This window comes from Phytoactinopolyspora mesophila (assembly GCF_010122465.1).
Lineage (GTDB): Bacteria > Actinomycetota > Actinomycetes > Jiangellales > Jiangellaceae > Phytoactinopolyspora > Phytoactinopolyspora mesophila.
The window spans coordinates 41,395-66,626 of record NZ_WLZY01000013.1 but is presented as its reverse complement, the minus strand read 5'-3'; the positions used below and the strand labels follow the sequence as shown (position 1 = coordinate 66,626).

18 protein-coding genes and 1 tRNA gene are annotated in these 25,232 nt (G+C 66.2%); 12 read left to right on the top strand and 7 right to left on the bottom strand.

What is annotated here, in order from left to right; all coding sequences use genetic code 11:
* The 3 genes from F7O44_RS26445 (at position 1) to F7O44_RS26435 (ending at position 3,304) form a co-directional block, all read left to right on the top strand.
* Positions 1 to 873 (top strand): nicotianamine synthase family protein, encoded by an 873-nt coding sequence (locus F7O44_RS26445; protein WP_162453332.1) that lies wholly within the window; start codon positions 1 to 3, stop codon positions 871 to 873.
* A gap of 1 nt (position 874) precedes the next feature.
* On the top strand, positions 875 to 2,233 hold the full coding sequence (locus tag F7O44_RS26440) for an ATP-grasp domain-containing protein (RefSeq protein WP_162453331.1): 1,359 nt from the start codon (positions 875 to 877) through the stop codon (positions 2,231 to 2,233).
* Positions 2,234 to 2,404: 171 nt separating this feature from the next.
* Positions 2,405 to 3,304: an aminoglycoside phosphotransferase family protein gene (locus tag F7O44_RS26435; RefSeq protein WP_162453330.1), complete on the top strand. Its 900-nt coding sequence runs from the start codon at positions 2,405 to 2,407 to the stop codon at positions 3,302 to 3,304.
* Between the two features lie 114 nt (positions 3,305 to 3,418).
* On the opposite strand, the gene F7O44_RS26430 is transcribed toward F7O44_RS26435, so the two are convergent.
* Positions 3,419 to 4,579: a substrate-binding domain-containing protein gene (locus tag F7O44_RS26430; RefSeq protein ID WP_162453329.1), complete on the bottom strand. Its 1,161-nt coding sequence runs from the start codon at positions 4,577 to 4,579 to the stop codon at positions 3,419 to 3,421.
* Positions 4,576 to 6,519, bottom strand: a complete 1,944-nt coding sequence (locus tag F7O44_RS26425) for a heparinase II/III family protein (RefSeq protein ID WP_162453328.1) — start codon at positions 6,517 to 6,519, stop codon at positions 4,576 to 4,578. The genes F7O44_RS26430 and F7O44_RS26425 overlap by 4 nt, the downstream gene beginning before the upstream one ends.
* 221 nt (positions 6,520 to 6,740) lie before the next feature.
* Between F7O44_RS26425 and F7O44_RS26420 the strand changes: the two genes are divergently transcribed.
* From F7O44_RS26420 to F7O44_RS26390, 7 genes are all read left to right on the top strand, one after another.
* Positions 6,741 to 7,721, top strand: coding sequence for an NAD(P)-dependent oxidoreductase (locus F7O44_RS26420; RefSeq protein WP_162453406.1), 981 nt, complete (start codon positions 6,741 to 6,743; stop codon positions 7,719 to 7,721).
* A gap of 11 nt (positions 7,722 to 7,732) precedes the next feature.
* Positions 7,733 to 9,769, top strand: coding sequence for a DUF2264 domain-containing protein (locus F7O44_RS26415; protein WP_222851721.1), 2,037 nt, complete (start codon positions 7,733 to 7,735; stop codon positions 9,767 to 9,769).
* A 103-nt stretch (positions 9,770 to 9,872) separates the two neighbouring features.
* A complete protein-coding gene (locus F7O44_RS26410) occupies positions 9,873 to 11,144 on the top strand; it encodes an ABC transporter substrate-binding protein (protein WP_162453326.1) in 1,272 nt (423 codons plus the stop codon).
* 102 nt (positions 11,145 to 11,246) lie between these two features.
* Complete coding sequence (locus F7O44_RS26405) at positions 11,247 to 12,233, top strand: carbohydrate ABC transporter permease (RefSeq protein ID WP_162453325.1); 987 nt, start codon at positions 11,247 to 11,249, stop codon at positions 12,231 to 12,233.
* Positions 12,230 to 13,126 carry a carbohydrate ABC transporter permease gene (locus F7O44_RS26400; RefSeq protein ID WP_162453324.1) on the top strand — a complete coding sequence of 299 codons (897 nt, stop codon included), beginning with the start codon at positions 12,230 to 12,232 and terminating at the stop codon, positions 13,124 to 13,126. Before F7O44_RS26405 ends, F7O44_RS26400 begins: the two co-directional genes overlap by 4 nt.
* A 5-nt stretch (positions 13,127 to 13,131) precedes the next feature.
* Positions 13,132 to 13,884 carry a hypothetical protein gene (locus F7O44_RS26395; protein WP_162453323.1) on the top strand — a complete coding sequence of 251 codons (753 nt, stop codon included), beginning with the start codon at positions 13,132 to 13,134 and terminating at the stop codon, positions 13,882 to 13,884.
* Positions 13,885 to 14,048: 164 nt separating this feature from the next.
* On the top strand, positions 14,049 to 17,210 hold the full coding sequence (locus F7O44_RS26390) for an RICIN domain-containing protein (protein ID WP_222851720.1): 3,162 nt from the start codon (positions 14,049 to 14,051) through the stop codon (positions 17,208 to 17,210).
* A 535-nt stretch (positions 17,211 to 17,745) separates the two neighbouring features.
* Here F7O44_RS26390 and F7O44_RS26385 read toward each other — a convergent pair.
* The 5 genes from F7O44_RS26385 to F7O44_RS26365 all read right to left on the bottom strand — a co-directional run bounded on the left by F7O44_RS26385 (position 17,746) and on the right by F7O44_RS26365 (position 24,060).
* Positions 17,746 to 18,039, bottom strand: a complete 294-nt coding sequence (locus F7O44_RS26385; RefSeq protein ID WP_162453321.1) for a helix-turn-helix transcriptional regulator — start codon at positions 18,037 to 18,039, stop codon at positions 17,746 to 17,748.
* Between the two features lie 15 nt (positions 18,040 to 18,054).
* Positions 18,055 to 18,909: an ABC transporter permease gene (locus F7O44_RS26380; RefSeq protein WP_162453320.1), complete on the bottom strand. Its 855-nt coding sequence runs from the start codon at positions 18,907 to 18,909 to the stop codon at positions 18,055 to 18,057.
* On the bottom strand, positions 18,906 to 19,790 hold the full coding sequence (locus F7O44_RS26375) for an ABC transporter ATP-binding protein (RefSeq protein ID WP_162453405.1): 885 nt from the start codon (positions 19,788 to 19,790) through the stop codon (positions 18,906 to 18,908). The genes F7O44_RS26380 and F7O44_RS26375 overlap by 4 nt, the downstream gene beginning before the upstream one ends.
* A 284-nt stretch (positions 19,791 to 20,074) precedes the next feature.
* Positions 20,075 to 20,833 carry a VOC family protein gene (locus F7O44_RS26370; RefSeq protein WP_162453319.1) on the bottom strand — a complete coding sequence of 253 codons (759 nt, stop codon included), beginning with the start codon at positions 20,831 to 20,833 and terminating at the stop codon, positions 20,075 to 20,077.
* A 26-nt stretch (positions 20,834 to 20,859) separates the two neighbouring features.
* Entirely contained in the window at positions 20,860 to 24,060 is a 3,201-nt protein-coding gene (locus F7O44_RS26365) for an amidohydrolase family protein (RefSeq protein ID WP_222851718.1), read from the bottom strand.
* Between the two features lie 369 nt (positions 24,061 to 24,429).
* On the opposite strand from F7O44_RS26365, the gene F7O44_RS26360 reads away from it, so the two are divergent.
* Both F7O44_RS26360 and F7O44_RS26355 read left to right on the top strand, forming a co-directional pair.
* Positions 24,430 to 24,501 (top strand) — tRNA-Lys (locus tag F7O44_RS26360).
* A 564-nt stretch (positions 24,502 to 25,065) separates the two neighbouring features.
* Positions 25,066 to 25,209, top strand: a complete 144-nt coding sequence (locus F7O44_RS26355) for a hypothetical protein (RefSeq protein WP_162453318.1) — start codon at positions 25,066 to 25,068, stop codon at positions 25,207 to 25,209.
* The last annotated feature ends 23 nt before the right edge of the window (positions 25,210 to 25,232 follow it).

The window sequence follows — 25,232 nt, the reverse complement described above, 5'->3', positions numbered from 1 at the left end:
GTGACCCTGCTTCCGGCCGTCGCGGCTCCGCCTGCCGCGGGATGCGCCGCCACAACTATCTGTGACATCTACCGCGAACTCGACAGCCACCCAGACCTGCGGCCCGGTCCACGCGTGGACGAGTTGTTCAGCCGTCTGGTGCGTTTGGTTATCTCCACGCCGGATGAGCAGGCGGCCGACATCCTCGGTGATCCGGTCGTGCGCGGTCTTACACCACGGTTGCGAGAGTTGTGCGCCCGCGGCGAGTTCGAACTAGAGACCTTTTGGGCCGACACCATCGCGGCCGGTGAGGATCCACATGCCGAGCTGGCCCGGTTCCCGTATCTGGAGAACTACCAGTTGTTGTGCCGGATGGAACTCGACGCTGTCACCAAGGCTGTGCAGCGCCCGATTCGCTCGATGGCCTTCGCCGGGTCGGGTCCGCTGCCGCTGAGCTCGCTGGTCCTGGCTCAGGAGCTCGGCATCACGATTGACAACCTAGATCACAATCCAGGAGCAGTGGATACTTCGCGCCGGCTGGCCGCTCGGTTGAGGCTCGACAACCTCCGCGTTCATGCCGCGGACGTCGCGGCGGCGGACCTTTCGAGATACGACGTCGTCATCCTCGCCGCCTTGGTCGGTTCGAGCCCGGCTGAGAAGGCCGCTGTGCTGCGTCGTATCTCGGTGTCCATGTCGCCCGGCGCGGTGTTGCTCATCCGCAGCGCCCGTGGCTTGCGCACGCTGCTGTATCCAGAGGTAGATCCGCAAGCGATCGACGGCTTCGAAGTCTTGGATGTCATCCACCCGAGCGGCGAGGTCATCAACTCGGCGATCCTGGCCCGGGTCACCGGGACGGCAGCGGTCCCAGGCCCTCGCAACGGAATGGAACACTGACATGGCAACGCTGCTCATGGTCGAGAGCTGGCTGCATTCGACCGGTCTGTGCCTGCCACCGATCATCCGCAGACTCGGGCATGAATACATCTTGTTCACCAAGGATCCGGCGCTCTATCCGCCGATTTCTCCCGGTGAGCCGCATCCGGTGATCCGCGATGCCCGCGAGATCGTCGTCGTCGACACCAATGACGACGACGCCACCTGTGCGGCCGCCAGCGCACTGGCCGGCAAGCGGCGCATCGACGGCGTACTGACCACCTGCGACTATTACCTCGCCACGGTCGCGACGCTGGCCAGACTGCTCGAGCTGCCCGGCGCTCCTCCGGACGTGATGCGACTCGCGACCCAGAAGCACCTAGTGCGGGCCGCTCTGGACGGGGCCGGGTTGCCCAACCCTGCCTTCGCGGTCGCGGCCGACTGGCATGATGCCCGCGCGGCCGCCGCCCGGATCGGGACTCCCCTGATCGCCAAACCGGTGGACCTGAACGCCGGGACGGCCGTGGAGCGGATCTGCGACGAGGCCGGGCTGAAGGACGCCTTCTGGGGTGTCAACAGTGCCGAGCGCAATACGCGTGGCCAGCCGTTGCGGCGTCTGCTGCTCATGGAAGAGCGGCTCGAGGGTGAAGAAGTCAGCGTCGAGGCGCTGACGTTCAAGGGACTGACCACCATCATCGGTATCACTGACAAGAGTCTGACGGCGCCACCGGCGTGTGTGGAGTCAGGACACATGTTCCCGGCACGGCTGAGTCCCGATATCGCCCGGCAGGTCGAGACGTTCGCCGTGGACGCGCTGGACGCTATCGGTTTCACCCACGGTCTCAGCCATATCGAGGTGATGATCACTGCCGACGGCCCACGTATCGTCGAGATCAATCCCCGGCAAGGCGGGGGATACATCTTCGACCTGGTTCACCTGGTCACGGGGATTCATCCGCTGGAGATGCTGGTGGACCTGGCGCTCGGCCAGATGCCGGCACTGGACTCGCGGGTGAACGCCGCATCGCTGGATCGCGTCGCGGCTGGTGACGGCGGGCAGCGCATGGCCGGGAGCGTCGAAGGCGCGACGACGGGGTTGCCGGGGAGCGCGGCCGTGTTCTTCGTGATGTCGCCGAGGGACGGCGTGGTCAGCCACGTTTCGGGGGTGGAGCGGCTGGATGCTGACCCGCGGGTGCATCGTTGGGCTCTCCCGACCCCCGCCACCGCGCGTCGTCCGCGAGACAACGACGCCTATCTGGGGCACGTCCTCACGGTAGACCCGGCGGGCGACGGTGCCCGAGTGCGGGCCGAGGAATTGGTGGCCGCACTCCGCTTACACTTCGCCGACGGTGAAACCACCCCTCCACTCATCGCCCCGTGAGAAAGTTGTGAGGACCCCCATTTGCCCGGTGATCGTCAGGGTGTTGTGGTTGCGAGATCGTGACCACAGCCCACTGACGATCACCGAATCGCGACCACAACACCCTGACGATCACCGAGGTGGGGGCGCGTTTGTGGTCGTGGGAGGTTGTGGTCGTGAAAAGATCGGCGGATGGACACCCCCGCGGCCGAGGTCGATGTCGACGCGGAACTCGTCGAGCGGTTAGTCCGATCGCAGCACCCGGATCTCGCCGGCCCGCTGACTCTCGTCGCACACGGCTGGGACAACGTGCTGTTCCGGCTGGGTAGCGATCTCAGCGTGCGATTGCCACGGCGCCAGATCGCCGCCGACCTGGTGGCGAAGGAACAACGTTGGCTGCCAGAGCTGGCTGACCGGGTCAGCGTGGGTATACCGGGCCCGGTGCGCATTGGTGTACCCGGCGAAGGTTATCCCTGGCACTGGACGATCGGGCCGTGGTTCGAAGGGCAGGCGGCGGCGGACATGCCACCGTCGGAGCGGGCCCCGATCGCCGCGGACTTGGCGAGCTTCCTCGCGGAGCTCCATGTTCCGGCACCGGCGTCCGTGCCCGCCAACCCCGTGCGGGGCGTCCCGCTCAGCGTCCGCGCGGACGCGGTGGAGAAGCGCCTGGACAGTGGCGCCGTCCCGCGCGCCGAGGAGCTGCGGCGGCTCTGGAAGGAGCTCAGCGCGACCGCACCCTGGGCCGGTCCGGCTCTGTGGGTGCACGGGGACCTCCACGCGGCCAACATCGTGATTGACACCGGTGATGGCAACGGGTCCGCGCGGCTAGCCGCCGTCATCGACTTCGGCGACCTCACGAGCGGCGATCCGGCGACAGATCTGGCGGTCGCCTGGATGGTCTTCGAAGCCGACGCCCGCGCTGACTTCCGGGCGCATGTGGATCGGCTTTCCGGCGTCGACGACCACACCTGGAAGCGGGCGCACGCCTGGGCGCTCTGCCTGGGTACGGCGTTGGCCGCACACTCCGACGACAACCCACGTATGGCCGCGATGGGTACGCACGCGCTGAAGCAGGTATTAGCCGGAGACTGACATCAAGTACGGCCGGCTGGCGATCACGACTTCAATACCGCCAGGTGGCTAGAACCGGCTTGAGAGCGCGGTTTTGCCACCTGGCGGTATTGAAGTGCCATAGTTTCGGGCTGCTCAGTCCATAACCGGGGCGGCGGTGGACTCACGCACCACGAGCTGGGGGCCGATCACCACGCGGTGGAGCGGCCGGTCCGCGGCAGGGTCCCGCAACCTGGCCATCAGCAGGGCGATCGCCGCGTGGCCGATGGCTTCTCGATGTGGGCGCACCGCGGTGAGCGGCGGATCGGACAGGCCAGCGACTTGGTCGTCGTAAGCGACGACGGAGAGGTCGCCGGGAACCTTGATACCGCGTTCCTGGCACCGTTCGACGATGGAGATCGCCTCTGGATCGGAGTGCACGAGCAACGCGGTGGTGCCGCTCGCCAGGCAGGCGTCGATGATCTGGTCGACGGTGGCCGGCCAGCCGGCATCCCGGTGATCCGCGGTGTGCAGGTCGGGTGTGGCATCGCTCGAGAGTCCGAGTTCTTCGGTCGCCTTGCGCCAGCCACGCCGCACGTGTGGTGCAGTGGGGCTACCCACGGACGCAGCCAGCCCTATCCGGCGATGCCCCAGGCCGGCCAGGTGCCTGACGGCCACCTCGGCTCCGAGGGTGTGGTCGCTGACCACGGACTCCATTGGCTCGTTGTACGGCCCGACCACAGCTGAGCGCTCCACCAGCACCACGGGGGTAGTGGTGGACTCCAGCCACCGCACGAGTTCCTGTCCTTCCGGGCCGGTGGTGGTCGGCGCGACGAGGAGGCCGTCCACGCCGACCGCCTCCACCAGGCGATCGAGTTGGTGGCGTTCGTCGGCCGCCTCGTATGTCGCTCCGCGTAGAACGACCCGCGCATGCGCGGCTGCCGCCGCTTCACGGACGCCGCGGATCACGTCCGGCCAGTAGTAATCGAGCGACGGCACCACCATGCCGAAGGTGAGCTGTGCCGACGTCCCGCCGGATTGGTCGGGCGGCGGCTCACCCGCCGCGACGCCGGAGTTCTGCGCGTGGGCACGCGAGGTTGTGTCGGGCCCGGCGTCGGGAACCGTGGCGCCACCGTGAATGCGCCGGAGCAGGCCTTGCTCAGCCAGCATCGCGATATCGCGGCGAACCGTGATGGGCGTGACACCCAGGATCTGGGCGAGGTCGTTCACCCGGACCGTCCCATGTCGATGCAGTACCTCGAGGACGTGCTCACGGCGCTCGTCCGGTAGGAGCACCGTCGGCTCGGATGACGTCATGCGCGTACCTCCGCCGTGATCACGAGTGTGCCCTGTACGTCGTCTGGGACGCGCAGCTCGAGTCTTCTCACGCGCTTTCCCCATACCCCCGTGAGCATCGGATCGTGCAGTTCGGCGGTGCTCACATGGCTTGTCGCGTGGGCGGGATCCCAGGTGAGGAGGATAGTGCGGGCTCCCCCGAGGGGACGGATGACGAGTCGCCCAGGCGCGGGCGTCTCGACGTCACCAGCCAGCAGATAATGCACGACGGTCGGCGCCTGCCCCTCCGCGGCGCCCACCGGAGATGTCCGGGACATCTCGCCCCCCGCGAAGGTCCAGGCGTCCTCGATGGTCACCCGCTGGCTGTGGCGGTCGAGGGTCGCTGTCCGCCACCAGCGCTCGAGCCCTGTTGCGGGGTAGGCGGCGCTGAGATCGAGGCGCACCTGGTCGAGCCGGCCGTCGTCAACCCGTGTCATGTCCCGCGCATGGAACGCACGGCCTTGAGATTGAGGTGTTCCGCGGACCTCAGGCACGTTGTGCCAGCTACTTTGCATGGTCCAGATCGAGTAGCGGTCCGGGCTGAATGTCTGGGCGGTGTAGGTGGGCCTTCCGGCGTCGATCAGAACTGGCACGCCGTCGACCGCGACGACCACCGAGCCGACGTCGTTGTGGTTGTGGTTTTCGTCGTTGTGGCCACCTTTGACAGCGAGGGTGAGCCCGCGCGGGCTGCCGGCCGTCTCGCGGGCCAGGCTGACCTGGGTGCCGGGCAGCCACACGCTGGCTACCAGGGGCGGCGACGCCGGTTCGGCATCCAGCCAGTCGGCATCGGTCAACGCGCCGAGCAGCCGTCCAAGCCCGTACTCGGCATATGCCGCCGGCCCGGGCACGCGATGCGACGCTGCGTGCCGCGCGGCCTCCTCGTTGCCGATCCGGAGCGCCCACCGGTGCAGGACGTGCCAAGGCTGGTTGCCCGGTGGCCGGGCGCGCGCATCGGCGAGGTTGAGGTACCACTCGCCGCCCAGATGCATGCGATGCGGAAACGCGATGGTCTCGCGCACCGTCGGTACTCGCGTTGCGTCGAGTGCCCCGGAAGTGGCGTAGGCGAGAACATCTAGAGCCTCTAGCGCTCGGCAGGCGCCGTTCCACCAGTATTCGTATCCCTCGTCTACCGAACCGTCGGTGGGTAAGGCGGCGAGATAGCGGTCCACGCCCTCGAGTGCTCGTACGACGACGCGCGCCCGGCGGTGTTCGTCGTCTATGAGGCGCAAGCCGGCAACGAGCACGTTGCCGCAGATCCACGGACACCAGTTGTGTACGTTGCCGTCCCAGCCGAGCCAGTGCCAGTCGTCACGTTGCAGGAACGGCGCCAGCACCCGTTGTTCGACCTCTCGGCGGATCCGCGCCCGCAGCCCGGGCACGTGGTGGTCGAAGGCCGTGCCCAGGGTGTGGTCGGCCCAGGCCAGCTGCGCGGCAACCTCACCTGCACCGAGGTCGAGATGAGGGTCGTCGGGATCAGGCAGGACGGTGCCGTTCTTGCGGGGCGAATGGTCGTGTGCCGCCCAGCACCACGAGCTCTGCTCACACAGCAGGACTACGCCGTCGGCGGCCTCGTCCACCCAAGCATCCTCGCCGGTCACGGCGGCCATGACTACCGCACGTGTGAGCCGATGCTGCCGCGCGAAGACCCGGTCCTCGTGTGCCGTCCGGACACCGTCGCGGAAGTAGCGCGCGTAGTGGCTGGCAAGTGGTTGCGGCCACGGTGTGCCACGTTCGGCTTCGGCTTCAGCGCTGAGCATGCTGAGGGTGCTCGCGGCAGAACGGTGCCAGTCCGCCCCGCCCAAGTCCAGAGTGGGCAGCGCGTCCGGTGGAGGCAGCAGTTGCCGCTCCACCGCGTCGACCGTGGCGGCTGAACCCCACGCGGCCAGCAGTGGACCCGGGGTGTGGAGCTGTGTGTGAGACATAACCATCCTGACCGGAGTGGAAGTGCTAGCCCGATCATCGCTGATCGCAATTGATTGTTTCAAGGTCTTGACGAGAAGATGTCCACCGAGTTTACTGTTCCAACACGTTCGAACGAACAGAAATGATCGATGCCGATCACGTCTTAACGAGTCGGAACAGCATCATCGACGAGGAGGCCCCACTGTTGAGAAGCCGACCACGGCCGCATGCGTTGCTCTTGATGGACCAGCGCAGCTTCGCCATGCAGTTCAGCGAGTCTCAGCTTCGGCGGCTGCGCTTATTGGCCGAGGTGGGGGAGCCTTTGCATGCTGATCATTTGGATTCGCCCTCGGTGCTTCGGCGGTTACGGGAAGTCGAAGTCCTGATCACCTCGTGGGGATGTCCGGAGCTGACGGCTGATCGCCTTGCCGGCGCTCCCGCGTTGCGGGCCATCTTCCATTGCGCCGGCACCGTGCGCCCGTTCGTCAGCGAGGAAGTATGGAGGCGCCAGATTCTCGTCACGAACGCGGCGGAAGAGAATGCGGTGCCGGTGGCCGAGTTCACCTTCGCTGCCGTGGTCTTCGCCGGGAAGAAGGCGCCGTTCCTCGGTCAGGATGCACGTAAGTACCGGGCCGACTGGTCGTTCGTCGACCGGCGTGGCGAGTTGTCCAACCGCGGGCGCGTGGTGGGTGTGGTCGGCTTCTCCCGAGTGGGTCAGCGAGTGGTCGAGCGGCTGCGGACTCTCGACGTCGAAATCTTGGTGGCGGATCCGCATGCGGACAAGGCGGCGGTGGCCGACGCCGGTGCTCGCCTCGTGGAGCTTCCTGAACTCCTGCGTGCCTGCGACATCCTGACCCTGCACGTTCCGGCGCTGCCTTCCACCCGGCATTTGATCGGTGCCGCGGAGCTTGCGCTGCTGCGCGACGGCGCGACGGTCATCAATACCGCGCGTGGTGCCGTCATCGACACTGACGCGCTAGTCAAGGAATGCGCTTTCCGTCGGATCGACGCGATCCTGGACGTCACCGATCCAGAGCCGTTGCCTGGTGACTCTGTGCTCTACGAGCTGCCGAACGTCATGATCACGCCGCACATCGCCGGCTCTCTCGGCTCCGAGACACAGCGGATGAGCGAGAGCGCGCTCGACGAGTTGGAGCGCTATGTGACGGGACAACCGCCGCGTGCGGCTGTCACGGCTGACGAACTGGAGGTCAGCGCATGAGGAGCGATGCCATGACATCGTCGCCGATCACCGGTTGGACCCGGGAAACCTGGGCGGCACTGGCGGACCGGATGTTGCTCGGCGTGCGCCCGTACGCCTCCGCCGGTCATGCCCGCATCACCCTTCCCGGTGCCGCGGGTGGCTATGGCTCCGACGTCGACGGGCTGGAAGGTTTCGCCCGGACGTTCCTTCTCGCCGGGTTCCGGCTGGCTGGTGAACACGGGCGTGATCCAGAACGCCTCCCTGGTCTCGCCGAGTGGTATGCGGACGGGATCGCGGCGGGAGTCGATCCGTCGTCGCCGGAACGCTGGGTGCGTCCGGAGGAACACGCTCAGGCGAAGGTGGAGGCCGCCTCGATCGCGCTGATCCTCGACCTGACCCGGCCGTGGATCTGGGATCGGCTGTCGTCGAGTGTCCAGGAGCGGGTGGTCGACTACCTCGGCTCGGTGGTCGGAGATTCGGGATATCCGCGCTGCAACTGGGTGTGGTTCCGGATTGTGGTGGAGACCTTCCTCAGGTCGGTCGGCGGACCCTGGTCGGCGTCGGACATCGAGGACGATCTGGCGACCCACGAGTCGTTCTACCGCGAGGACGGCTGGTATGCCGACGGTGACGAGCGGTCCTTCGACCACTACGTCGGCTGGGCCATGCACCTGTATCCGGTGCTGTGGTCCAGGATGCGCGGCGCGACGGGCGACTCGGGCGGGCCGGGCGTGCTGGATCTGGCCGCGAGCAGGCAGGACGTGGACCGTGCCCGGCTCGAGCGATTTCTGCAGGACTATCTCCGCCTGGTCGGTGCCGATGGGTCGCCGCTGATCCAGGGGCGCAGCCTCGTGTACCGGTTCGCCGCCGCGGCGCCGCTGTGGCTCGGCGCGTTCGCTGGTGTCGGGAAGCCAGGTCAGCTGCGCCGGGCCGCCTCGGGGATTGTCGCGCACTTCGCGGAGAACGGTGCGCCGGACGGCAGAGATCTGCTGACGCTGGGGTGGCACGGCGAGTGGCGGCACCTTGCTCAGAGCTATTCCGGACCGTCGTCGCCCTACTGGGCCACGAAGGGGATGCTCGGGCTGGCTCTGCCGGCTGAACACCCGGTGTGGACGGCAGCCGAAGAGCCCCTCCCGGTGGAGCGGGCCGACGGCGTCTCGGTCGTCCACGCGCCCGGTTGGCTGCTCAGCGGTACAAAGCGGGACGGAACTGTGCGGGTGATCAACCACGGCACCGACCATGCCGTCGAGGGGGCGCAAGTCGGGGATTCTCCGCTGTACGCCCGGCTCGGGTATTCGACAGCCACCGCCCCGCTGCTGTCGACTCGCGCCTGGGGAAATCCCGTGGACCAGAGCGTCGCGCTGCTCGACGTCGACGGACGGGCGACGCACCGGGCCGGCATGCACACGCTGCGGATCGGTGTCGTCGGAGATGGCGCTCAGCGCGCTGCCGTCGGCGCGTCGGTCGCCCGAGCCCGTTGGGTGAGTGCCGACCATGAGCAGCGCGACCATGGATCCGGTCGCCCGGGAGAGACCAGGGATGCCGCGGCGATCACCGTCGTGTCGATCTTGCGCGGGTCCTGGGAAGTGCGATGCGTCCGTGTCGACTCGCTGCCGGACCAGCCTGGAGCCGTGAGCCTGGCGCAGAGGCTGCGCATCGGCGGCTGGGCGCTGGCCGACCAGATATCGGTCCAGAGCGTGGCGGATGAGCCGCCGGCCCGGCCAGGCGCACGGGTCCGCCGCGCGTCCCTCGAGTCGGTGATCTCGGCTGGCGACGGGTTCGACGAGGCAGGGGTGCACACCGACGACGACGCTAGCCCGCTCGGTACACACAGCGCGACACCGTGGGTGGCCGGGCCGGTGCTGCCCGGACAGTGGCGCAGCGTCGTCGTCGGGCTCTGGGGCGAGCCGGAACCGGGAGACGGATCGGCCCTCCAGCGGGAGCCCACGATCGTGCTGGATTCCGAGCGTGCCCACATACGTATCGGTTGGCCGGACGAGCAGTGGACGGAGGTGGAGCTGCCGCCTGCACCAGTGGAGAACGTGCCGGGACCGGAAACGAACTGATTTTAGAGTCTGTCCCTAAACCCGGCCGGGGTTAGGAACAGACTCTCAGACACGGGGAACAGCCGACAGGACTCGACGCGAGGCCTGACGAGAGGAGAAACAGATGCAAGGACGGTTAGGTCAAGGCCTTGTCTCCGCAGCGGCGCTGGCGCTCGTGTTGGCGGCATGCGGCGGCGACAACGGCGACAGCGCGTCGAGCGACGGCGGTGACGTCACGTTGTCGGTCTCGGTGTGGAACATCGAGGGCACGCCGGAGTTCCGCGCACTGTTCGACGCCTTCGAAGAGGCGCACCCGAACATCACGATCAAGCCGGTGGACATCCTGGCGGACGACTATGACGACAAGATCACCGCCATGCTGGCCGGTGGCGACGATACCGACGTATTGACCATGAAGAACGTCATCGGCTATTCCCGTTACGCCAATCGCGGGCAGCTGATGGACATCACCGACATGGCTGATTCGATCGACACCTCGAACCTCGCCGGCTTGGATGCCTACGACATCGACGGGCAGTACTACGCGCTGCCGTATCGCCAGGACTTCTGGTTGCTCTATTACAACAAGGGGCTCTTCGACGAGGCCGGGCTCGACTATCCCGACCACCTGACGTGGGACGAGTACGCGGATCTAGCCGCGGAGCTCACCCAGGGTGAGGGCGGTGACAAGGTCTACGGCACCTACCACCACACCTGGAGGTCGGTGATCCAGGCGATCTCCGCCGCCCAAACGGGCGGCGACCAGCTGAGCGGTGACTATTCCTTCTTCGCCGATCAGTACGACATGGCCGTGGGGCTGCAGGAATCCGGTGCCACGCTCGACTTCGGCACCGCGACATCGCAGCAGACCGGCTATCAGTCGATGTTCGAGACCGAGGCGACCGCGATGCTGCCGATGGGGACCTGGTACATCGCCGCGCTCTTGGCGGCCGCGGAGAGCGGCGACACGGACGTCGACTGGGGCCTGGCTCCGATGCCGCAGGTCCCCGGGTCCGACGACGTCGTCTCGTTCGGTTCGCCCACCGCGTTCGCGGTCAACGAGAACGCGAAGAACGCCGATGCGGCCAAGACGTTCGTGGAGTTCGCGGCCAGTGCGGAAGGCGCCAAAGCCATCGCCGCCATCGGGGTGGTGCCCGCACTGCAGAGCTCCGAGATCACCGATGCCTACTTCGCGCTCGACGGCATGCCGGAGGACGAGCTGTCCAAGACGGCGTTCGAGCCGGACTCCGTTGTGCTCGAGATGCCGGTCAGCGAGACCGCCTCGGATATCGACACCATCCTCAACGAGGAGCATCAGCTCATCATGGTCGGCGACAAGTCGGTCGAGGACGGCCTCAAGACGATGGGTGAGCGTGTGGAGAACGAAGTCCGCTGACGAGCTCACGCCCGGAGGCAGTTGCCCCGTGAGCGTCAGCGGCCCGTCGCAGCACGCACAGCGAGTCGCTGACGTTCACCGCGGACACCGGAGAGGACATCAATGTCTGAAGTGAAGACGCCGCCGGATTCGGCTCGGCCGGACCCGGCGCCGGCGTCCTCAGGTGCGGCGGGCCGGCCAGCGCGACGCCGCCCGCCGCGCAGCCCGGAGCGACGTCGGCAAATACGGCGCAACACGCTCGTGGGCTGGAGTTTCATCCTGCCTAATTTTGTCGGGTTCGCGGTTTTCACCCTCGTTCCGGTCACAGCGGCCTTCGCGCTGGCCTTCATGGAGTGGAACTCGTTCAGCTCACCGCAATGGGTGGGGCTGGCCAACTTCCAGCGGATGATCGGTGACGAGAACTTCCGGGTGGCCCTGTTCAACACCCTGTTCTATGCCGGCGGCCATATTCCGTTGACGCTGGTCGCCGCCTTGGCCCTGGCGATTGTGCTGAACCGGAAGATCCGCGGCGTGAAGTTCTTCCGGACCGCCGCGTTCTTCCCATACATCACGTCGCTGGTCGCCGTCGCCGTGGTGTGGAACATGCTGTTCAACCCCACCCTCGGTCCGGTCAACCAGTTCCTGGAGTTTCTCGGCGTCACCAATCCTCCAGGATGGACGGCCAGTACCGACTGGGCCATGCCTGCGGTGATCATCACCAGCGTGTGGCGGGACATGGGGTACTACATGGTGCTCTATCTGGCCGGCCTGCAGACCATCCCGGAGGAGTACTACGAGGCCGCCCGGGTGGACGGGGCGAATGCCTGGCAGCGCTTCTGGCACGTCACCCTGCCAGGACTGCGGCCAGTGACGTTCTTCGTCGTCGTGATGCTCACTATCCAGAGTTTCAAGATCCTCGACTTGATCGTCGTGATGACCGACGGCGGACCGGGCCGAAGCACCTTGGTCTTGGCTCAGCTCATCTACCGGGAGGGCATCAGGGAAGGTCGGTTCGGATACTCGTCGGCGATCGCGCTGGTGTTGTTCTTCATCGTGCTGACCGTGACGGTGGTTCAGTTCCGGATCAACGAACGGGGGAAGAACCGATGACCGTTCTGCCTGATGCGGCGTCGACCGGTGCACCCCCACGTGCACCGGCAGCGCCCTTGCCGGCCCGCCGCCCGAAGGGTCTGATCCGCAAGGCCGCGACTTACGTGCTCTTGACCGCCGCGGCGTTGCTGGTGCTGGTGCCGTTCATATGGATGATCTCGTCGTCGCTGAAACGCAACAACGAGGTCTTCACCGTTCCGATTCAATGGATCCCCACCGAGTTCCGGTGGTCGAACTTCGTCGACATCTGGGACCGGATCCCGATGATGTTGTACCTGCGCAACTCCGCGTTCCTGGCGATCACCATCACGTTCCTCCAGGTGCTCACCGGAAGCTTCGCTGCCTACGGTTTCTCGAAGGTGCATTTTCCGGGTCGGGACGCACTGTTCCTGGCCTACATCGGCACCATCGCGGTGCCCTGGCAGGCCTACATGGTGCCGCAGTACATCATGATGCAGGAGGCGGGGCTGACCAACACGTTCTGGTCGATCATTCTCCTGCAGGCCTTCGGCGCGTTCGGCGTGTTCTTGATGCGTCAGTACTACATGTCTATCCCGGACGAACTCGTCGAGGCGGCTCGCATCGACGGGCTGAGCGAGTACGGCATCTACCGGCGGATCATGTTGCCGCTGTCGAAGCCGGCGTTGGCCAGCTTGGCCCTGTTGACCTTCGTCAACACCTGGAACGACTACATGGGGCCGTTCATCTACCTGACGAGCAACGAACTATGGACCGTACAGCTGGGCTTGCGTTCGTTCATCGGGCAGTACGACGCGGAGTACGCGATGATCATGACCGGCGCCGTCATCTCGGTTCTGCCGATCGTGCTCATCTTCCTGCTCGGCCAGCGGTACTTCATCCGCGGTATCGCGACGACGGGGCTGAAGGGGTGAGTGTGATGACCACATCGACCGCGGTTTCTACCGGCGCCGCCCAGGGTGGCGTGGTAGGCACGCTGCTCCGGCCGGCCCGCCAGTCAACCTACGAGAACATCTTCGGCACCGTGTACGTGGGGCTGATGACGAACCTGCTGCTGGCGGTGGCGTGCTCACCGCTGATCGCCGCCCTGGCGATCGTGCGCAATCCGCTGGCGTCGTGGCCGTTCTTCCTCGTGCTGTCCTGCTTGTGTGCGCCCGCCCTCGCGGGGGCCTTCGGCTGTTTCGCCGCGCTCCAAGCCGGCGGCACCGTGGTGCTGCGCCCGTTCTGGTCCGCATACCGCGCCGCGGCCCGCCGGGCGCTGATCGTATGGGCGGCCGGCGCCGTCGTCGTCGGTGTGCTGGTGCTGGACGGCATCATCGTCGCGCGCACCGCGTGGGGCGGCGCCCTGGTGCCGTTCTTCGTGACGACGTCCGTGCTGGTAGTGGCGGTCGTCGTCGGCGTCGTCGTCCTGACTGTCGAACGTCGGCGTAGCGGACTTCGTGAGCTGCTGCGCCCGTGTGTCTATTTGCTGGCGCGGCGCTGGTACCTGGTGGTGATGAACGTCGTGGTGCTCGGGCTGGCGGTGGCGATCGTGCTCGCCAAGCCGGCCATCGGGATCTTCGTCACATCGTCGCCATTGCTGTATGTGGTGTGGGCGAACACCCGGTTCGCACTGTCACCGATACTCTCCGCCGAGTCGGAAGGAGACCCCGCGTCGGTCCCGGGGGATTAAGGAGTCTCGAGACGGAAGGAGGGAAAACACGGGGCGGCGTCGACGGCGCCATGTCATCCGTGCCGACACGTTGGTCGGCGCTGATCCGCAAACGTTGTATGAGGAGTGCCATGCCCAGAAGACATCGCACAGTCCGAACGTTAGCGCTCACAGGAAGTAGTTCGATGGCGCTGTGCGCCGGGCTCGTCGTCGGTCCCGTCGGATCGGGGATCGTCCCGGCCGGCGCCGACGAGCCTGGCAGCGCGGTCACCGTCCAGATCGACCCGTCGTACCAGCAGCAAGAATTCGAAGGATGGGGTGCCAGCCTGGTCTGGTCGGCCAACATCACCGGCGGCTATCCGGACGAGATCCGCGACAAGCTCGTCGACATGGTGTTCGGCGACGACGGTCTGCGCCTCAACATCGCCCGCTACAACATCGGCGGCGGCAACGCCCCGGACGTACGTGATGACTACATGAAGCTCGGCGCCACCATGGAAGGCTTCTGGAACGCCCCCGAGGGCATCACGCAGGAGGACATGGACTGGTGGGACCCGGACAACCCGGACCACTGGAACTGGGACGCTGATGCGAACCAGCGCTGGTGGATCGACGCCATCAAGGACCGGGTGGACCACTGGGAGGCGTTCAGCAACTCCCCGCCGTGGTTCCAGACGAACAACGGATACGTCTCCGGGCCGTTCGTCGCCCGCACCGACTCGATCCGTGAGGACACTCTGGACGATTTCGCCACGTACATGGTGCGTGTCATGGAGCACATCGAGGACGTCCACGGCATCGAGTTCGACACCATCGACCCGCTCAACGAGCCGAACACGCCGTATTGGACCACCACCCTCGGACCGGACGGGCAGCCCGTCGGCGGACGTCAGGAAGGCGTGCATGCCGGGCCGGCATTGCAGGAGAAGGTGATCCTGGCACTGCGGGAAGAATTGGACGGCGCGGCCACCGACGCGGTGATCTCCGCGATGGACGAGACCAACCCCGGCATCTTCATCGAGAACTGGAACGGCTACTCCGCTGCCGGGCGAGCCGCCGTCGACCAGCTCAACGTCCACACCTACGGCACCGGGCAGCGCACCGCGGTGCGCGACATCGCCAAGGGCGAAGACAAGGTGCTCTGGCAGAGCGAGGTCGAGGGTTCGTTCCATTCACCGACCGACTACACCACCATGGAGACCGGCCTCGGCATCGCCTCCCGCATCGTCAACGATCTGCGCGAGCTCGAGCCGTCGGCATGGGTGCTGTGGCAGCCGATCGAGGACACCGGGCCGCAGGTGGCCGGCAACGGGAACTGGGGCAGCATCCACATCCCCTTCACCTGTACGGCCGAGGACACGCTCGAGACCTGCCCGATCCAGACCAACACGAAGTACGACACCATCCGCAACTTCACCCACCACATCCGCCCCGGCGACCGGATGGTCAAGGTCAACGACACATCCAGCGTGGCGGCGATCAGGCAGTCGGGTGACGCGGCGAGCGTCGTACACGTGAACAACGACACGTCTTCTCGTGCGGTGACCCTGGACCTGTCCCTGTTCGGCAGCGTCAGCGACCAGGCCACCGTCACCCCGATCGTGTCCAGCGCCGACGGCGGGCTGGTCGAGGCAGAGCCGGTGGCGGTCTCCGACAACTCGGCGACGCTCGTCGTTCCGGCCAAATCGGTCACCACCTTCGTCGTGGACGGAGTGTCGGGCGTGGCCGACGACGCGGCGCTGATTCAGCCGGAGCACGTGTATCGGCTTCAGGGCGTGCAGAGCGGGCGCTCTCTCGCACCGGACGCGAGCGGAACCGGCGTGGTGATCCGCACCGACGACGCCGGCAGCGCGGAGCAGCTGTGGTCGGTGGAGAAGGTGACGGACGGCTTCAGCAACCGGGAGCGCTATGCGGTGAGCAACGTAGAGACCGGCCAGCGACTGGCTCTTCGTGACGGATCGCTTGTCCTCGAGAACGACGACGACGCTCCCGACGCGGGCGCGCAGTGGCAGATGTCGACGACAGGCGACGGCACCTACACCTTCGTCAACGTGGCCACCGGACGGGTGATCGACGTGTCCGGAAACGCCACCGCGGACGGCTCGCCGGTGACGACGTGGACGCCTACCTCGGGTGCCAACCAGCGCTGGGCGGTCATGGACGAAACCCTGCTCGGTACCGAGACCGTCGAAAGCTTCACCGTGCCCGGGGTCGCACCGGACCTGCCGGAGACCGTTGCCGGCGTCTACCGGGATGGAGTTCGCGGTGACCTGCCGGTGACCTGGGACGATGTCCGGCCCAACCGCTGGAACCGGCCGGGAACCGTGCAGGTGAGTGGAGAAGCCACCGACGCGCTGGGACAGGCGTATGCCGCCGAGGCCGTGGTGACGGTGGACGTCATCTCGTCGACGGCACCGGGCCGGGCCAAGACCTACACCGGTGCGGCTCCGGACCAGTTGCCGGACACCGTCGTCGGCGTGGGTGACAATGGCGCTGAGATCGACCTGCCGGTGACCTGGTCGTCGGCGCCCGAGGGTGCGTTCGACGACGTCGGCGTGGTGATTCTGGACGGGACGGCGGAGGTAGTCGACGGCAGCATCGTGGACGCGACCGTCCGGGTACAGGTCACCGAGCCGGTGCAGGCGAATGCCGCACTCGACGACGGTGTGGTGGCCAGCGCGACGTTCACCGAGAGTGGCTACTCCGCCGATCGGTTGCGCAGCGGCAACACCACGGAAAAGGCGTGGTCGAACTGGAAGTCGGGCGACACGAAGAACCCCACTGACACGATCACTTTCGAGTTGCCCACGACGCGCGACGTCACGCGCGTCGTGACGCACTTCTACCGTGATGGCAACAACCCGAGCGTCGCCGAGAGCTTGCGCGTGGAGGTCCGTGACGACTCCGGTGAATGGGCTGACGCTAGCGGAGAGGTCGAGATCGACTGGGACCCGTCGGCCGACGCTCCGGTCGTCGACGTCGACGTGGATGCGAGCACAGACGCCGTCCGCGTGGTGATGACGGCCCGGCCGAGCGGGTACATGACGCTCAGCGAGATCGAGGTCTTCGCGGCCGCACCCGGTGTGTCGGCGGACGCGGCGGCTGGTTCGATCGAGGTCGACGGTGCGGTGATCGATGGGTTCGACCCGGAGACCACCGATTACCGGGTGGTTGCCCGGCCGCCGCACCGCAGTACCGTGTCGGCCACGACCCGCGACCCCTACGCGACGGTCAATGTCGAGGAGGTCGACGCTGATGAACGTGGGGCGCGGGACTTCGAGATCACCGTCGAGAGCGAGGACGGTTCAGAGGTGAGGGAGTACACGCTGCGCCTGGCGCGCCGCTAACCCACGCCGCTCACACCCGCCGCTGATCTCCGCCGGCTAAGGGGGAGGGCAACACCGCCCTCCCCCTTCGGTGATCGTTGGCGGTTGACTGCTGCTGCCTGGTGATCATGGGCGGCTTGCTGTCGTGGGTCTGCAGCAGGAATGTTATCTGGGGGTCCGGCTGACCTCTGTGACTTTCCGCAGGTCACCACCTGTCTGAGATCGATGTGACATCGAAGGGCCGAGCTCGATCACGCGAGGTGCTCTGCGCCTGAGCAGGCGCAGAGCCCGGGCGGAGCCGCACGTCGCCGTCGGGGCCGGGGTGGTAGACCGGCCCCGATGGCGACCGCCAGTCCGGCGTTGTCGTCGGTGAAGCGCCGGGCCGGCATTGAAGCGACGACGCGCGGTTCACAGGTGGACGTCACGTAGACGACATCGTTGAGGCCGTACGTCCACCCCCACATAAGTCAACCGCCAACGATCACTGAGAAGAGGGGTGAGGAATGGCGAAGTGCGGGCTGGCTGGGGCTGGTTGGCGGGCTGGTTGGTGGCCGGGCTAGGCGGAGCGTTCGGTGGAGTTCAGGGGTTCAGCGGGGCTTGAGGGTCCGGCCGCGGCTGCGTGTTCGGTGGTCCCGAGCCGGGGGAACTCGGTGGTGGAGAAGATCACCTCGACCGGGACCTCGAAGTACTCGGCGATTTTCAGGGCGAGATACAGGCTCGGGCTGTACTCGCCCCGCTCGAGGTAACCCACGGTCTGATAATGAACCCCGAGCGCATCAGCCAGCTCACGGCGCGAGATACGCCGCTCAGCGCGGAGCATCGCGATCCTGTTGTAGACGGTCTCACTCATCGGATGCCCATCATCTCAGCCGTAGCGCTGCATCGCTTGGTGGCGGCGCTCGGCAACCGCTGAACCGGACTCCCTGCGCGCCATACGGCGAAGGACAGGGGGAACGACGAGCAACCCGACGACGGCCCACGCCAGCAGCACGGCCATGGCTTCCAGCGGCCGCCACGAGCCGCCGATCTCAGCCGCGGCCGCTGAATCCGGCAGGAGCGCCCATCGCATGCCGTGCCCGAGCCAGTAGACGGGGAAGACCTGCGCGACGCTCTGCACCCAGCCGGCCAGCGCCGTAATCGGATAGAAGATGCCGGAGATCGCGGCGAGACCCCCGACGGGGAGCATGACCAGCCCAAAGGCGCTTTGCGGATTCTTGACCGACGCACCGACCATCGCTCCCCATGGCAGGGTGGCGAGCAGGCCCAGGACCACAATGCCGAGCAGCGCCAGCCACCCGGTGAGACGTGTGGAGAGCAACTCCGGCACGAAGATCAGGCCCGCGCCCAGGATCACCACGACACTGATGACCGTGTCCAGGCTGGTAGCGGTAGTCTTCGCGGCGAAGTACCCGACCATGCCGTTGGGGATGGCCTTGGCCCGCAGAAGAGTGCCGTCCTCGCGTTCGACCGAGAGAACCGCTGCGGCGCCGAGCATGCTTCCAGCCATGACCATCATGCCGATTATGCTCGGCAACACCACGCTGGCCAGGGACTGCGTCGTGCCAGCGACAGTCGAGTCCCGCTGGAAGTACAGGACCAGCGCGAACGAGGCCGCGAACGTCAGTTTGAAGCCGACCTCGTCCATGCTTCGCAGGCTGATCCTGAATTCCATCCAACCCCGGCTGAGCCCGAGCCGGGCTGCGTATGCGGTGGAGTTCATCGCGGCGCCCCCTCCAGCGTGGTGACTGCGGCGTCGTCGTGACCGGTCTCGATCCGGTGCACCATGCTCAAATAGGTGTCCTCCAGGCTGGCTCGCCGGACCTCGAGGTCGCCAATCTGATCGCCGTGCTGGTGGAACAGTTGGCGGACGAACGTCGTGGCGTCGTCGGTCGAGTGAACATAGAACTGTCCGGCCTGGCTCCAGCGCACCTCGGCCTGGTTAGAGACCTGCCGGGCAAGCTGCTCTGCGCTGCCGTCAGCGATGATCCGGTGTCCGGCGAGGATGAGGATCCGGTCGGCCAGCTTCTCGGCTTCGCTGAGGTCATGAGTCGTGAGCAAGATGGTGGTCTCCTCCATGTCGGACAGCTGATGCACCAGGTCGTGGAACTCACGGCGGGCATGCGGGTCCAGCCCGGCGGTCGGCTCGTCCAGGAACAGCAACTCGGGCCGGCCGACGATGCCGATCGCGACGTCGAGGCGGCGCCGTTGGCCTCCGGACAGTTTGCTGATCTTCTGCTCTTGTTGCTCACCAAGGCCCACCATGTCGATCAACTGCTCGGTGGGGATGGGACGCTGCCGGCCGGACGTCGAGTATGGACCGTAGTAGCGACCCAGGTGGTGGAGCAGATCCTTGACCTTCCACCGGCCGTGGTCACGCCAGGACTGCAGCACGATACCCAAGCGCGCTCGCCAATGTTCGCTGCCATGCGCCGGGTCGGTGCCCAGCACGCTGACGTGGCCCCCGGATCTGGCCCGGAAACCTTCGAGGATTTCGATGGTCGTGGTTTTGCCGGCCCCGTTGGGTCCGAGTAGGGCCACGACCTCGCCGCGAGACACGCTGAATTCGACGCCGCTGAGCACGTCCTTTGTGCCGTAGCGCATGTGCAGGTCACGAACCTCGACGACGGCGGAGTGGGTAGCAGACTGCGGTCCCGCGTCGAGGTCGGCTCGGATGTCGCCTACCACTGTCGAGCCCCTCGAGTGTCGTTGTCATCGTGCGAAGGTATGTAGTACATGTACTACATACTAGTGCAAGATTGCATCGAATTGAATGGAGGTCAGTTTCTCTCGTTCCCGGACCTTCCGAGCCGGCTGCCTGCCGGGTTCAGCATCGGTCCAGTGACCTGATCATCCGGGACCCGCGTCTCTCGGGGCGCACATGGTGCTCAGGGACTGGTGAGTCGTCCGGTGTCCGGATTGCGCCGGGTGAGGCAGTAGGCGACACCAGCGGGATCTTTCATCGTGATCCAATGCTCGTGCCGAGCGAGTACCTCGGCACCGAGTTCCTCGTGGACGGCTGCTGCCGCCGTGGCGTCGTCGCACGCGAGATCGAGGTGCGCGAGTGCCCGGGCGCCCGGCGCGGCGATGTCGGTGCGTTGGAGTAGTAGTCGGAGGGGCATCGCCGGTGGCCGCTCAAGGTAGGAGAACTCCGGACGGCTGCCGGGGCGAAGCGGCCAGCCGGTGAGCTCGGTCCAGAAGGCGCACTCGCTCTCGAAGCGGGTGCGCGGCACATCAATACACAGTTGGTCGACGATGGTGTGCGGACCTGCGCCTAATGACACGGGGCCCGGGCGGGACGATTCTGCGTTGTGGCTCGCCAGGCAGAATGCGAAACCCGCGGGTGAGTGCATCACGATCACGTCGGCCAGTTCCCGGACCGGCCGTGCTCCGAGGCGCTGAGCGTGCGCAGCCATCGCGGTCATGTCATCGACCAGCAGGTCGAGATGGCTGCCGCCCGGCCCGTCGGTGACACGTTGCACTCGCAGGTAGGCATCTCCTTCTGGCGGCAGGATGGTCGCGAACTCCTTGTGTTCGCCACGGAAGCTGGACAGGGTGGAGCCAGTGACCTCGAGCCAGAAATCAGTGGCCGCGGCGAACGATGCTTCCGGTCGGTCGATGAAGGCGACCAGCCAGTGGACAGGCATATTGCCAACGCTACCTGTGCTGTGGGTCAGCCTTCACAGCACTGGCGGTGCAACCATTCGGGTTCATGCCACCAGAAGTTCCGGTCATGCTGGTGGTCTCCGAGTTGCCATTCGGGTATGACGCCTGCGTCGGCGTCGACTTCTGGCGCGGAGCTTGCTCTGGCATTGGCCAGCGTGTCGTCGTCGTAGGGGGCGAGCAGGTCGTCAACGGTGAACAATTGCCCGGCCACCATGGTCATCTCGACGTCGGCGACCGCACGGATGTCGCTCAACGGATCGCCATTGATGAAGGTCAGGTCGGCCTGTGCTCCGGACGCGACAACACCCAGCCGCCCGTCCGCCCCCATCCAGCGGGCCGGGTTCGCCGTGGCGGTCACAAGCGCTTCGTAGGGTGTGAAGCCGCCGTCGACCATCGCCCGAAGGTTCGCGTGGAAAGAGATCGCCATGTTGTCCAGCGGTGCGTCAGTCCCGGCGATGACGAACCCGCCTTCCCGCTGGATTCGTAGGAGCATGTCGACGTTGCCCGCGAGCCGGGCACGAGTCGCCTCGCCCTCCGGGCCGGCAGCGGCTTCCACCCGTTCGAGCAACCATTGGTACTCCCACGAGGTGAAGAGCACCCGGGTGCGGCGATCCTCGACGAGTGACGGGTCGTCGGCGTGGACCGGCGTGGAGGTGAACAACGTCGGCGTGATTGACATGCCGGACCGGGCGAACAGCGTGATCGCGTCTTGATATGCCCGGCCCAAACGGCTGACTGTGTGCGAGTAGCCCAGGCGATTGGTGGCGCCGGTGTGCTCCATGCCGTCCATCCCGAGGTTTTGCGCGGGATAAAGATAGTGCGACGAGAGCGGTATGCCGAGTTCGTGCGCCATCTCCACGGCGCGGCGCTGGTAGTGGACCGGAAGCCGCACATACGTCTTGACCATGTCGTAGCCAAGGCCCGCCGCCCGGTCGATCTCGCGTTTGAGCTGCCGGTGCGACAGCGTGGGGCGCATGAAGTTGTAGTAGATGCGGGAGCCGTCGATCGCTTCCCCGGTGCCGAACAACCGAGGGCCCACCAGCTCGCCGGCTACGAGCGCCTCGCGGGTCTCCACCAACTGATAGACGGGGTCCCCTGGGGAGCGGGTCGTCGTGATGCCGTAGGCGAGCCAGAGCCGACCTTGCCGGGCACCCCACGCGCGGCCACGCAAATGCCAGTGGTTGTGGGCGTCTATCAGGCCCGGTATGACGGTGAGGTCCGAGGCGTCCACGTCAGCCGGCCGCCCTGGCTCGTGCGAGCGGATGTCGGCGATTCCGGAACCATCGATGATGATGTCGACGTCGCTGCGCAGCTCTTCTGTTGTGCCGTCCCACAATCGGCCGGCGTGGATTCGCTTGGGCTGGCGCAGCCGTGCCCGGCGATACCGGAGGTTGATCTTGTGCGTTTCGAGTCGCTGGCCGTTCAGCCGGACCCGGCGTGGGCGGCCGTTGTTGAGGTAGAGCAGGGTCTGGTCGTCGAGCCACACGGGTGAGTCGGTGACCTCACGGGTGATCGGTTCGGGCTCGTCGAGGAAACGTCCCCTGCCGTCGACCGGCACGACGTAGAGGCGGCTCTCCACCACGAATGCGAGGTGGCGGCCGTCGCGCGAGAAGACCGGACCGTCGTCGCCGCGAGTCGCCAGCGACCGGAACGGCAGGGGTTCGACGTACTCTAGGTCGCCGGTCGCCACGTCGACATAGAGGAGCTGGCTGGTCCCTTCCCGGAAGCGCCCGGTGGACGGCTTCACGGCGGCGAGCACAAGCGTCTTTCCGTCGGCTGACCAGCTGATCCGGCCTGGCTGGAACAGGGCGGGAGTGGCCGCACGCAGATCCTCGGTATCGAGGTCGAGGACGTAGCCCACTCCGTTCTCGTCTTGAAACGCCACCTGTCTGCCGTTGGGTGAGAAACGTGGCGCGGTCTGAGCTCCGGGCAGCGCGGTGAGCCGGATGTCTTCACCGGTTCCGAGATCGTGCAACCACAAGTCCGCCTCGCCGGCACGATCACTGGCATATATGAGGCGCTGCCCGTCCGGGGAGAAATCCGGATCGGAATTGAAGTAGCCGTCGCTCACCAGTTTCCGCGGGCTGCTCGAATTCTGGACATTGGCCAGCCACAGCGCGTTGAGGGCCCGGAAGGCGATGCTCTTGCCGTCAGGAGAAGCTACGGGGCTGGCGATGCCGAGTACCTGCCGCTGCCCGGTCGACTCGAGATCGAGTGGCGCTGGTTCCGGCCGGCGGGTCACGACCGGAACGGTCGCCTCGAAGTCGGTGACCTCGCTGGTATCGTCCCCGAGCGAGCGACGCTGGATGTGGCCGTCCGCCGTGTAGGTGACCTCGTTCTCGCCTGTCCAGCTGACCGGCAGGCAGAAGACGTCGTCGCCCTGGGTGAGCTGACGTTCGTCCACCATCAGGTCGCTATGCGCACCGCTGAGGCGGACATAGGCCAACCGCGACGAGTCAGGCGAGTAGGCCGGACCGAAAAGCTGGCTCGTGTCCGTTTCCGGAATGATGGTGCGCTGTTGTCCGGTGGCGAGAATCACCTCATCCACCCGGGCCGCATCGACGGTGAACGCCACCCGCTCACCGTCGGGGGACACGGCCGGTTCGCCCTTCTCGCCAATGTCGTCGGTGATCGGTTCGATTTCGCCAGAGGCCAGATCGAGGCGGAATATCCCGTATGTTCCGGTTGCGGCCCGGTCGGACGAAAAGGCCAGTGTTGTTCCATCGGGAAACCAAGCGGGTTCGCGGTGGTCGAAGCGGCCAGAGGTGTGCTGGGTCAGTTCGCTGCCGTCAGGACGGACCGTCCAGAGGTGGAAGTTGCCGTCGCGGTATGACTGGAAAGCGATCAACTCGCCAGCCGGCGACCACGCGGGCCGGGTCGCATCTTGTTCGTCATCGGTCAGCCGGTGCGCCGTGCCTCCCTGGACTGGCACCACCCAGATGGAAACCGCCAGGTCGATGGCCAGCCATTGTCCGTCGGGTGAGGCCGCGACCATCATGTTGGTGCCTTCTCGCAGGACGGCTTGATCCTCATGGGCGGACGGTGCGGCTGTGGCCGGGGGTTGGCGGAACACATCGGGCAGTGCCGCCGCTGATGCGCCCAGCGCCGCCGCTTGCAAGACACGGCGTCGCCGGAGCCGTGGCATCGTGATCTCCGAGTCCGGATGGTCCGACTGAACGGCGGCGTCCTTGTCCGCATGGTGGGCCATGGGTGTCCTCTCTGCCGCGGGTCCGGGGGTGCGATGAAGATATTGCAGAGAATTCGACTGTCATAGGGAAATGTGTGGGCCGTGTTGCGAGCGGGCTAAACTCGCGTGCGAACGGTGTCAAAATGCCCGTGAGCGGAAGTCGCATGAGAAGTGATGCCGATTCTTTGGCGGATGCGCCGAAGAAGGACGCTGAGCTTTCGGAGACGGCCGTTGGGGGCCGGAGGCGGCCACTGAGCGGTGTGCCGCGGTCAACGCCCTCGTCCGCAGCAGGAATCCAGCATCCGGTGGGTGGTTCACGCAGGCGGTCCCGCGGCTCCGGGCCTCCTCGGTTGTTTCGGGAGGCGCGGGCTCAGGTAGCCTGTCTCTTCGGGGCCTCTAGCTCAATGGCAGAGCTGCGGACTTTTAATCCGTAGGTTCCGGGTTCGAGTCCCGGGGGGCCCACCTCTTCAGCTGCGGCGATGCGATCGGCTCGTCGTGTGGTGCCATTCGTGGTGCCAAATGGTGTTGACGGGCGCTTCATCGAGGCAGGCATGTCCTGCCCGCTTCACCGGGGTACCTGCGCCGCAACGGCCGAGGTTCTTGGGCTCGGCTGGAGCGAGGGCGTTTGTGTCGACCAATAGAGCCCTATCTTGGCTGGTGGAGTCTCATGCCAGCTCGGCGAGGAACGAGAGTCTTGTCGCCATGGCGGTAAATGCGTCGTCTGGGAGTTGATCCGCGATGGCGAGGAAGTGTCGATCGTCCAGCCGAGGCGTAGCGCGTTTGATTCGGCCATCGATCGGGACGCCGCCGCGGGTCGCCTGGCCAACCAGCCGCGACCAGCGCGTTGCAGTAGGCCGTCTGCATCGTGTGCCAGACGTCGCCCGCCGATGTTCGTGTTGTCGGTGATTGCTGCCTGCAAGCTCATGCCACGGCAGATGTGCGCGAAGATGTCGCCATCCAATGGTGAGAATAGTGTGCTCTCGGTGTTGTTCGGCCTTCTCATCCAGGAACTCGCGAACTCGTCGAGTGAAGTCTCTGAACGATTCACCCTGGGAACGGCTTGTCGATGAAGTCGAGGTAGTCCCGCTTGCCGATATCGAAGTCCATGCCGGTGTACTTCGGACCGTTGTCGATCTGACGAAGGCGTTCGTCGACGACGATGGGGATTGACCGTGCCGCTGAAGGGCATCTCG

Bases quoted from the DNA above. Each gene is read 5' to 3' on its own strand.
- F7O44_RS26405 (WP_162453325.1), top strand. From the start codon at position 11,247: ATGTCTGAAGTGAAGACGCCGCCGGATTCGGCTCGGCCGGACCCGGCG.
- F7O44_RS26400 (WP_162453324.1), top strand. From the start codon at position 12,230: ATGACCGTTCTGCCTGATGCGGCGTCGACCGGTGCACCCCCACGTGCA.
- F7O44_RS26440 (WP_162453331.1), top strand. From the start codon at position 875: ATGGCAACGCTGCTCATGGTCGAGAGCTGGCTGCATTCGACCGGTCTG.
- F7O44_RS26435 (WP_162453330.1), top strand. From the start codon at position 2,405: ATGGACACCCCCGCGGCCGAGGTCGATGTCGACGCGGAACTCGTCGAG.
- F7O44_RS26380 (WP_162453320.1), bottom strand. From the start codon at position 18,909: ATGAACTCCACCGCATACGCAGCCCGGCTCGGGCTCAGCCGGGGTTGG.
- F7O44_RS26390 (WP_222851720.1), top strand. From the start codon at position 14,049: ATGGCGCTGTGCGCCGGGCTCGTCGTCGGTCCCGTCGGATCGGGGATC.
- F7O44_RS26395 (WP_162453323.1), top strand. From the start codon at position 13,132: ATGACCACATCGACCGCGGTTTCTACCGGCGCCGCCCAGGGTGGCGTG.
- F7O44_RS26420 (WP_162453406.1), top strand. From the start codon at position 6,741: ATGGACCAGCGCAGCTTCGCCATGCAGTTCAGCGAGTCTCAGCTTCGG.
- F7O44_RS26365 (WP_222851718.1), bottom strand. From the start codon at position 24,060: ATGGCCCACCATGCGGACAAGGACGCCGCCGTTCAGTCGGACCATCCG.
- F7O44_RS26425 (WP_162453328.1), bottom strand. From the start codon at position 6,519: ATGTCTCACACACAGCTCCACACCCCGGGTCCACTGCTGGCCGCGTGG.
- F7O44_RS26415 (WP_222851721.1), top strand. From the start codon at position 7,733: ATGACATCGTCGCCGATCACCGGTTGGACCCGGGAAACCTGGGCGGCA.
- F7O44_RS26430 (WP_162453329.1), bottom strand. From the start codon at position 4,579: ATGACGTCATCCGAGCCGACGGTGCTCCTACCGGACGAGCGCCGTGAG.
- F7O44_RS26385 (WP_162453321.1), bottom strand. From the start codon at position 18,039: ATGAGTGAGACCGTCTACAACAGGATCGCGATGCTCCGCGCTGAGCGG.
- F7O44_RS26375 (WP_162453405.1), bottom strand. From the start codon at position 19,790: ATGCGCTACGGCACAAAGGACGTGCTCAGCGGCGTCGAATTCAGCGTG.
- F7O44_RS26370 (WP_162453319.1), bottom strand. From the start codon at position 20,833: ATGCCTGTCCACTGGCTGGTCGCCTTCATCGACCGACCGGAAGCATCG.
- F7O44_RS26410 (WP_162453326.1), top strand. From the start codon at position 9,873: ATGCAAGGACGGTTAGGTCAAGGCCTTGTCTCCGCAGCGGCGCTGGCG.